The sequence below is a fragment of the Legionella fairfieldensis ATCC 49588 genome (assembly GCF_000621525.1).
Lineage (GTDB): Bacteria > Pseudomonadota > Gammaproteobacteria > Legionellales > Legionellaceae > Tatlockia > Tatlockia fairfieldensis.
Window position 1 is genome coordinate 1 of the sequence record NZ_JHYC01000041.1, and the last position, 8,319, is coordinate 8,319.

Consider the following 8,319-nt stretch of genomic DNA (forward strand, 5'->3'; position numbering starts at 1 on the left):
TTAACCTCAGCTCGACATAAGGAATTTATTATTTTGTATTTTTGTATGAAGATGTAAAGAGGGTTTTCTTGGTTTAAGCATATAAGCCATGAGTCCCGCCAACAAATTAATGACAAAATTATCAGGTTTTCTGTGTCTTGAATGGTCGATATGACAAATTGACTTTAGTTGCTCTATTACCGTTTCAACCAGTCCACGGTGATTCAAAAAGAACTGGTCAAAAAGATTCATTGTTTTTTCTTTCATATTTCGCCTCACCCTGGTGATGAGGCGTAAGCCCTTTGCCAATAAGGACTCTGTTTTTTGTTTTGACAAATACCCCTTGTCCCCAGCAGCGAGTCCTTCAAGGTTTTTAAAGAGTTGTTCTAATGGGACCCGGTCATCTACATTGCCTTTGGTAATGCAAAAAGCCACTAACTCGCCCTCATGGTTAATCACTACATGAAGTTTGAACCCAAAAAACCACCCCATGGATGTCTTGCCTCGCTCGGCTATCCCATCAAAGGTCTTGTGACGATAAATGCGTTTATTATGGCAGACTGCAAGAGGTGTTGAGTCAACATAATACAAACCGGTTTTCTTACCCAATCGCGAGTAAAGATAGGCTGTTAACGGAATGAGAACGCTCGACATAATTTCTGTAAATCGATTGTAACTCACCAGCTCTGGGAAATAGTTCCTCATATCCTTCTGCACACAATCACGATAATAATCTTTAAAGGTACGGTAATGACTCAAATGAAATAAAATAACTAGCGTCATGATTTCACTGGCCGACATTCTACAAAACCGAGCACGCTTTCTATTGGGGGATGGAAGTATATAAAATGAACTTTCTTTAAACCATGCCTTGCAAAAATCATCAATATCACAGAATATTTCTACTATCGGTACCAACATCTTATTTCCTTATAAACTGGGGAGTTTTTAACGAACTAAAATGTACTTGGTACCGATGCTCATTGCAATATTGCTATTATTTAAAAATTTCTTATATCGAGTTGAGGTTAATTATTAAATAAACAATTTTCATATCTATAATTCCTTTTATTTAGCGTGCTTTTAACATACCCATATAAGACTATTACTTACTTTGATTACGAATAAAAGTATTAATTGTAAAAATATAAAATTAATGTCGCTTTCAATTGAGTAAAATAAATTCACCATTTTGCATAGTGATGGCTAAGATGCATACCTGATTTGCGAGCTAAAGTCACTTGTCACCTGCTATCATATTTTCGGCTACTTCTTCCTCTTGTTTTTGATAGGTGGTAATAATCTGCTTAAAATAATTAATCCGCTATTGCAATAAATTGCTTTAAGGTATTTAAATGGCTTAATAAACCATTGACTATAGTCCATAGTCAAGAAAGTGATCATTACTACCAAGCAAGGAAAGAAATAGCTAAAGTTCCTCAAAGTGTCATTATTTAGCATCCCCATACAAGAATAGATATCCCCTGAACTGAATGGGTAGGTTAAATATTCTGCTATTATTGTATGTATCTGATTGATTATCTACTTATATAATGCCAAGGATATAGGCCATGAATGGACTAGAAAAGCAATGCTGTCCCAAGAAAATCCTATTAACTCAGCAGGAAGAATCTTCAGAAGGTTTAGATTCTTGTTGTGCACCCAGTGATGCAGACGCTACTGATAATGCCTTTGCTTTTTTCGGTCAGTTATTTCAAGCAAACCTTGCTAAATGGACTGCGGGGATAAGTCCTGCAGCGCTAGGCTCGTCCTATTCCACATGGCTTTGGCAATTGGCACAATCTCCAGAAGTATTATGGGAACTGGCCTTTTATCCTGTCTTTCATGCTAATGATTGCATTAATAATATCATTTGTGTCGATCGTGCTGCTGGTGGCAAAGACGTACGTTTCAAAAAAGACAGTTGGCAGCCTATGCCTTGGCGCTTATATGCGGAAGGATTTTTGCAGGTAGAGGATTGGTGGCGACGTGCCACAACCAAAGTTCCTGGGCTACCCAGCCAAGTGGAACGCACCGTTTCATTCTGGGCACGCCAATATCTTGATGCCCTGTCCCCTTCCAATTGTGTTTGGTCTAACCCTGATTTGTTTCATGAAGCCATTCGCACTGGGGGACTTAATCTCATTCAAGGCAGCCAAATCGCTATGGAAGACTCCTTAGAAAAGCTAACGGGCGCACCACCTACAGGCTCTGAACATTTTATCCCGGGCAAAGACGTGGCGATTACCCCAGGACGAGTGGTGTTTCAAAATCATTTAATCGAATTGATTCAATACGAAGCTCTGACTAAAACCGTGTATAAAGAGCCCATACTGGTTCTCCCTGCCTGGATTATGAAATATTATATTTTGGATTTATCGCCTCATAATTCCTTGGTGAAGTGGCTCGTAAGGCAAGGCCATACCGTATTCATCATTTCTTGGCGTAACCCCGACAAAGAGGATCGTGATTTAGGAATGGATGATTATTATCGCCAAGGCGCCATGGCTGCGATTGATGCGGTATCAGCCACTCTGCCTCAAACAAAAATTAATCTGATGGGCTATTGTTTAGGTGGCACACTAGCCATGATTACGGCGGCCGCGATGAGTAGAGATAAGGATGAACGCTTAAATAGCCTCACCCTTCTTGCAGCCCAAGGGGATTTTACTGAAGCCGGGGAATTAATGCTTTTTGTTACTGAAAGCCAAGTGGCTTTCCTTAAAAACATGATGGGAGAACAAGGGTATCTTGATACCAAACAAATGGCCGGTTCCTTTCAAATGTTGCGTGCCTACGATTTAATTTGGTCCAAAATGGTTCAAGACTACATGCACGGGATGCGGCGTGGGATGATTGACTTAACCGCTTGGAATGCGGATGCCACGCGGATGCCTTATAAAATGCACAGCGAATACCTTGAAAAACTGTTTTTAAACAATGATTTTGCAGAAGGCCGTTATACCGTGGAAGGAAAGCCGGTGGCTGCTGAAAACATTCAGTTGCCCGTCTTTGCAGTCAGTACTGAAAAAGACCATGTGGCGCCTTGGCAGTCTGTTTATAAAATCCACCTGATGACGGAGGGTGACATTACCTTCGTCCTCACCGGTGGCGGACATAATGCAGGGATTGTGAGTGAACCGGGTCATCCGGGGCGTTCTTATCGGGTTCATGAGAGCAAGAAAGGTGATGCTTATCTCAATCCTGAGAGTTGGCTCGCGATTGCAGAAAAACAAGAAGACTCCTGGTGGCAAGAATGGCATGATTGGTTAGTGCAACAGTCCACCAAAAAACGCGTTCCTGCGTTGGTCATAAATGCCTCACTACCCGCTGCACCAGGTACTTATGTACTGCAGAAATAAAAGGGAAGAAAAATGGACAAGGAGTTTCTTGAGAATGTGACTTTTGATGAGCTTACGGTAGGCCGGCAGGCGAGTCTAAGTAAAACACTCACTCAAGACGACATCAATTTATTTGCTGCCATGTCGGGTGATGTGAATCCTGCTCATATGGATCCGGTGTTTGCCCAAAGCGATATTTTTCATGGTATTGTGGGTCATGGCATGTGGTCTGGCTCGCTGATTTCAACACTTCTTGGTACTATTATACCTGGTCCAGGCACCATTTATCTTAAACAGGACATTCAATTTAAAAAGCCAGTGCGTTTAGGGGATACGCTCACCATCACCATCATCGTCAAGGATAAGGGTGCCAATAAGCCCCGTGTGATTTTTAATTGCAAGGGTGTGAATCAGCACGGAGAAACGGTCATCGAGGGCTTAGCAACCGTGCTTGCGCCAACGAAAAAAGTACGGGTTGCACGAACTCATTTACCGTCTATAGAAATACATAACCACGATCGCTTCGAGGCGATAATCAAAGCGTGTCGCTGTATGGGCGCTGTTCGCACGGCCATTGTGCATCCGGTTAGTATGAGTGTCATGGAAGCGGTGAACGATGCGGTAAACGCAGGACTCATTATTCCCATTTTAATTGGCCCTTTGGTCAAGATGAAAACTGCAGCTTTGGAAGCAAGTATTGATTTATCACAGTGGGAAACGATTGATACAGAACACAGCGATGCCGCAGCAAGCAAGGCTGCCGAATTGGCAGCTTCCGGCGAGATTGATGCCATCATGAAAGGCTCATTAAGCACTCATGAATTAATGGGGGCTATTGTACCCACCGCCTCGGGCTTACGCACGCAACATCGTGTGAGTCACGCCTACGTCATGGATATCCCTTCGTACCACAAACCACTCATCATTACAGATGCTGCGATTAATATTGCCCCTACTGCCACCGACAAAGCGGACATTTGCCAAAATGCCATTAATCTTTGGCGAGTATTGTTTGGCGAGGACAAGAAGCCCAAAGTAGCCATCCTTGCCGCCATCGAAACCGTCAACCCTAAGATGCAAGCCACTGTCGATGCCTCTATTTTATGCAAAATGGCTGACCGAGGACAGATAAATGATGGCATTCTTGACGGTCCCTTGGCTTTTGATAATGCGATTAACAAGGAGGCAGCCAAAGAAAAAGGGATTATTTCTTCTGTGGCAGGCGATCCGGATATTCTTTTGGTTCCTGAAATCGAGTCCGGGAATATTTTGGCCAAGCAATTGACTTTTTTAGGCCATGCGGATGCTGCCGGAATTGTTTTGGGTGCTCGTGTTCCATTCATTCTGGTGAGCCGAGCCGACTCACTTAGAACGAGGCTCTTCTCTTGCTCCCTGGCTGTTAAACTGGCGGCAGCTCGAAAGGAAGGACGAATCAAATGACCCAAGTACAAGAAGCCAGTATCCTTGTGATTAATGCAGGCTCTTCCAGTGTCAAATTTCAGCTTTTTTCAAGACAATTAAACCCACAACTGTTGGTTCAAGGGAAAGTATCTGATATTGGTAACAAGCCTTCATTTACAGCGATCGGTGCAATACCAAATCTCGGCAATACAGAGGTTGATAAAAAAAGCCTTTCTGATGAGTGTACGCATGAAGAAGCCTTACGTCTTATTTTGAACTGGATTGAGGTTTTGAGTGAACAATGGCAGGTGACTGCAGTTGCTCATCGCATTGTCCATGGCGGGACTCTCTTTAAAAACAGTGTGATAGTCAATCCACACGTCATGCAGAAATTATGGGCATTAGCTCCATTGGCTCCTTTACACCAACCCCATAATCTCAAAGCCATTGAATTCATCAGTACCCTGAAACCAGAGGCACTTCAAATTGCTTGTTTTGATACAGCGTTTCATGCCCATCATAAGGCTTTGTTCACCGAGTATGCATTGCCACAAAAGATAAGGGAACAAGGTGTTCGTCGTTATGGGTTTCATGGATTATCGTATGAATGGATTGTTCACACCTTGCGGCGGTATGAGCCTTCATTAGTTGAGGGACGGCTTATTGCGGCCCATCTTGGCAATGGAGCAAGTTTGTGTGCGATGCGTAATGGAGTAAGTATTGATACGACGATGGGCATGACTGCCTTGGATGGATTACCCATGGGAACTCGTTGTGGGAACCTTGATGCCGGCGCTGTAACGTTTATGATGCGTCATTTAGGCTTATCTACCGATGAGGTTGAGCGTCTTCTTTATAATGAATCTGGACTTCTTGGCTTATCAGGCTTAAGCAATGATGTGAAAATCTTGCAAGACAGTGAGGATACAAGGGCACAATTTGCATTAGATTATTTCTGCCTTAAAGCTGCCCAATTCATGGGGATGATGGCAGTAACCCTGGGTGGGATGGATGCCATCGTGTTTACGGGCGGTATTGGTGAGAACTCAGCCTTTGTGCGAAACACTATCTTGCGTCATTTGAAATTTCTTAAACCTTTTGAAACACGGGTTGTTACAGCTAACGAAGAGCGCATGATGGCAATTCATGCCATGTCACTTCTTGAGCGTCAAACGGGAGTAAAAGCTGATGGAGAATAAAAAAGGATTGATTGTTGGAATTGCCAATGAGTACTCCATCGCATGGGGTTGTACTAAAGCATTGCATGAAGCGGGCAGCGAATTGGCAATCACCTATCAAAATGAGAAAACCAGGGGCTATGTACAGCCTTTGGCTGAAAAAGTGTCATCTCCTATTGTTATGCCTTTGGACGTGACGGATAAGGAACAATTTGATGCCCTATTTCAGAAAATAAAAGACCGCTGGGGTCGTCTTGATTTTGTTATCCATGCGATTGCCTTTGCACCAAAAACTGATTTACAAGGTCGTGTTGTCGATTGCTCGAAAGACGGCTTCATGATGGCGATGGATATTTCTTGTCATTCGCTCATCCGATTGGCAAAAGCCGCTGAACCACTGATGGTCGATGGAGGGAGTATCATAACCATGAGTTATTATGGTGCCGAAAAAGTGGTCAAAAATTACAATCTCATGGGGCCTGTTAAAGCGGCTTTGGAAACCTCAGTACGCTATCTCGCCATGGAACTTGGCAGTAAAAAGATTCGAGTCAATGCCATTTCTCCAGGGCCAATAAGCACTCGTGCAGCCTCAGGTTTAGCTGATTTTGATACGCTGATGGAACAGGCAGCAAAGGAAGCGCCCTTGCATCAACTGGTTACAATAGAGGACATTGGTGAAACAGCCTCATTTTTGGTATCCGATAAAGCCGCCTCCATCACTGGTCAGACTCTTTATGTGGATAGCGGCTACAATATTAAGGGCTAATAAACCAAAAGTCATTTTTTCTTTAAAAGTATTCTTGGTCATTTAGTAATTACATGTATTGTCCACCATTGATATCAAAGTTAGCACCCGTGATAAAGCCACTTTGTTCATCAGCAAGAAAAGCAACGACCCGAGCAATTTCCTGAGGTTTGCCTAATCGCCCCACAGGAATTTGAGCGACAATGGCTTCTAAAACATCATCCCTCATCGCGGCAAGCATCTCCGTATTAATGTAGCCAGGGGAGACCGTGTTCACGGTAATTCCTTTCTTTGCGACTTCTTGCGCCAGGCTTTTGGTAAAACCATATAACGCCGATTTACTGGCGGCATAATTACATTGTCCGAACTGCCCTTTGCGCCCATTAATGGAGGAGATTGTGATAATACGCCCATAACCATTATCCAGCATGTTGGATAATACGGTTTTCGTCATATTAAAAACGCTATTTAAATTAGCATTAATGACTTCTTGCCATTGTTCCGGTGTCATTTTTTTCAAGCTGGCATCATGAGTAATGCCTGCATTATTAACTAGAACGTCAATTTTGCCGTACTTCTCTATCACCAAATCCGTTAATTTTTCACAATCATTGAAGGAAGAAATATCCGCATAGGCAATGTCGATATCAAATCCTTGCATGGATTGTTTTTTCTGCCATTCTCTTGCTAATTCGTGATGGCCATGTTTGAAGTAGCAAGCAATCACTTGATAATTGAGGTTTTGCATTTCTTGACATATGGCTGTTCCAATGCCACCAGTTCCTCCCGTTACTAAAGCAATTCGTTTGTTCACCTTCCTTCCTCCTTGATTTGGTTATTTAATTATTTAACGAGTTCAACGTCCTCTGCTTGCGGCCCTTTTTGTCCTTTGCCTACTTTAAATAGAACGGTTGCCCCTTCGGGAAGGGTTTTAAAACCGCTACTTTGTATAGCACTGAAATGGACAAAATAATCCTTGCCACTACTTTCAATAAAGCCAAAGCCCTTGCCTTCATTAAACCATTTTACTTTACCGCGAATTTTATTGGTCATTTTGGTTTCTTTTCTGATAATTTGAGTGCTTTATAGTGTCATGCTACATGATTCTCTGTGTCAATAGTCAGTATTTTAGCTCAGCAATCCTGGATTTTTTTATTCTTTCTAAGTCATGGGGTTTTAAAACCAAAAGACATAATCAAAAGAACTGAGGAGAATTATTGATTGTCGCATCCCTTTCTCAATTAATTGAATCAGAGGGCTTAGTTTCTTCTTCCATCTTCTTCAATGAAACAACTTTATCACACTGAATCTCAATCGTATTTGTTTTACGTGTTGATAGGTAATCCGCCCACAAAATAGTTGATGCCAAAAGTAGAATTTTCTCGTAATGTATGTGCAAGGAGATTCTGCATGAAGAAATCAAAATTTAGTGACAGCCAAATCCTGTCGATATTGAAGCAAGCTCAAAGTGGTGTTGCAGTTCCAGATTTATGTCGAGAGCATGGTATAAGCAATGCGACATTCTATAACTGGCGAGCCAAGTATGGAGGCATGGATCTTCCAATGATGGCTCGGCTAAAGGAACTTGAAGCAGAGAATAGCCGCTTAAAGAAGATGTACGCTGAAGAGCGCTTAAAGTCAGAAATTTTAAAAGAGGTGCTTGAAAAAAAGTAAA

At 42.4% G+C, this 8,319-nt stretch carries 7 protein-coding genes and 1 pseudogene; 5 read left to right on the plus strand and 3 right to left on the minus strand.

Annotation, left to right across the window (positions count from 1 at the left end; genetic code table 11):
• Window positions 1–6 precede the first annotated feature (6 nt).
• Window positions 7–900 (minus strand): IS982 family transposase, encoded by an 894-nt coding sequence (locus tag T345_RS0110315; protein ID WP_035918823.1) that lies wholly within the window; start codon window positions 898–900, stop codon window positions 7–9.
• A 650-nt stretch (window positions 901–1,550) separates the two neighbouring features.
• Between T345_RS0110315 and T345_RS0110320 the strand changes: the two genes are divergently transcribed.
• Genes T345_RS0110320 through fabI form a run of 4 tightly spaced genes read left to right on the plus strand, consistent with a single transcriptional unit; the run spans window position 1,551 to window position 6,665 of the window.
• Window positions 1,551–3,341 (plus strand): PHA/PHB synthase family protein, encoded by a 1,791-nt coding sequence (locus tag T345_RS0110320; protein ID WP_014842619.1) that lies wholly within the window; start codon window positions 1,551–1,553, stop codon window positions 3,339–3,341.
• Window positions 3,342–3,353: 12 nt separating this feature from the next.
• Window positions 3,354–4,760: a bifunctional enoyl-CoA hydratase/phosphate acetyltransferase gene (locus tag T345_RS0110325; protein ID WP_014842620.1), complete on the plus strand. Its 1,407-nt coding sequence runs from the start codon at window positions 3,354–3,356 to the stop codon at window positions 4,758–4,760.
• Window positions 4,757–5,920 (plus strand): acetate/propionate family kinase, encoded by a 1,164-nt coding sequence (locus tag T345_RS0110330; RefSeq protein ID WP_014842621.1) that lies wholly within the window; start codon window positions 4,757–4,759, stop codon window positions 5,918–5,920. Before T345_RS0110325 ends, T345_RS0110330 begins: the two co-directional genes overlap by 4 nt.
• Complete coding sequence (gene fabI / locus T345_RS0110335) at window positions 5,910–6,665, plus strand: enoyl-ACP reductase FabI (protein ID WP_014842622.1); 756 nt, start codon at window positions 5,910–5,912, stop codon at window positions 6,663–6,665. Before T345_RS0110330 ends, fabI begins: the two co-directional genes overlap by 11 nt.
• A 49-nt stretch (window positions 6,666–6,714) precedes the next feature.
• Here the strand turns inward: fabI and phbB are convergent, their stop codons facing one another.
• Both phbB and T345_RS0110345 read right to left on the minus strand, forming a co-directional pair.
• Complete coding sequence (gene phbB / locus T345_RS0110340) at window positions 6,715–7,458, minus strand: acetoacetyl-CoA reductase (RefSeq protein ID WP_014842623.1); 744 nt, start codon at window positions 7,456–7,458, stop codon at window positions 6,715–6,717.
• A gap of 29 nt (window positions 7,459–7,487) precedes the next feature.
• Window positions 7,488–7,697, minus strand: a complete 210-nt coding sequence (locus T345_RS0110345; RefSeq protein ID WP_010652810.1) for a cold-shock protein — start codon at window positions 7,695–7,697, stop codon at window positions 7,488–7,490.
• A 357-nt stretch (window positions 7,698–8,054) separates the two neighbouring features.
• On the opposite strand from T345_RS0110345, the pseudogene T345_RS0110350 reads away from it, so the two are divergent.
• Window positions 8,055–8,315 (plus strand): annotated as a pseudogene (locus T345_RS0110350) (transposase); the annotation flags it as partial.
• Window positions 8,316–8,319 lie beyond the last annotated feature (4 nt).

Bases quoted from the DNA above. Each gene is read 5' to 3' on its own strand.
- T345_RS0110315 (WP_035918823.1), bottom strand. From the start codon at position 900: ATGTTGGTACCGATAGTAGAAATATTCTGTGATATTGATGATTTTTGC.
- T345_RS0110320 (WP_014842619.1), top strand. From the start codon at position 1,551: ATGAATGGACTAGAAAAGCAATGCTGTCCCAAGAAAATCCTATTAACT.
- T345_RS0110325 (WP_014842620.1), top strand. From the start codon at position 3,354: ATGGACAAGGAGTTTCTTGAGAATGTGACTTTTGATGAGCTTACGGTA.
- T345_RS0110330 (WP_014842621.1), top strand. From the start codon at position 4,757: ATGACCCAAGTACAAGAAGCCAGTATCCTTGTGATTAATGCAGGCTCT.
- fabI (WP_014842622.1), top strand. From the start codon at position 5,910: ATGGAGAATAAAAAAGGATTGATTGTTGGAATTGCCAATGAGTACTCC.
- T345_RS0110345 (WP_010652810.1), bottom strand. From the start codon at position 7,697: ATGACCAATAAAATTCGCGGTAAAGTAAAATGGTTTAATGAAGGCAAG.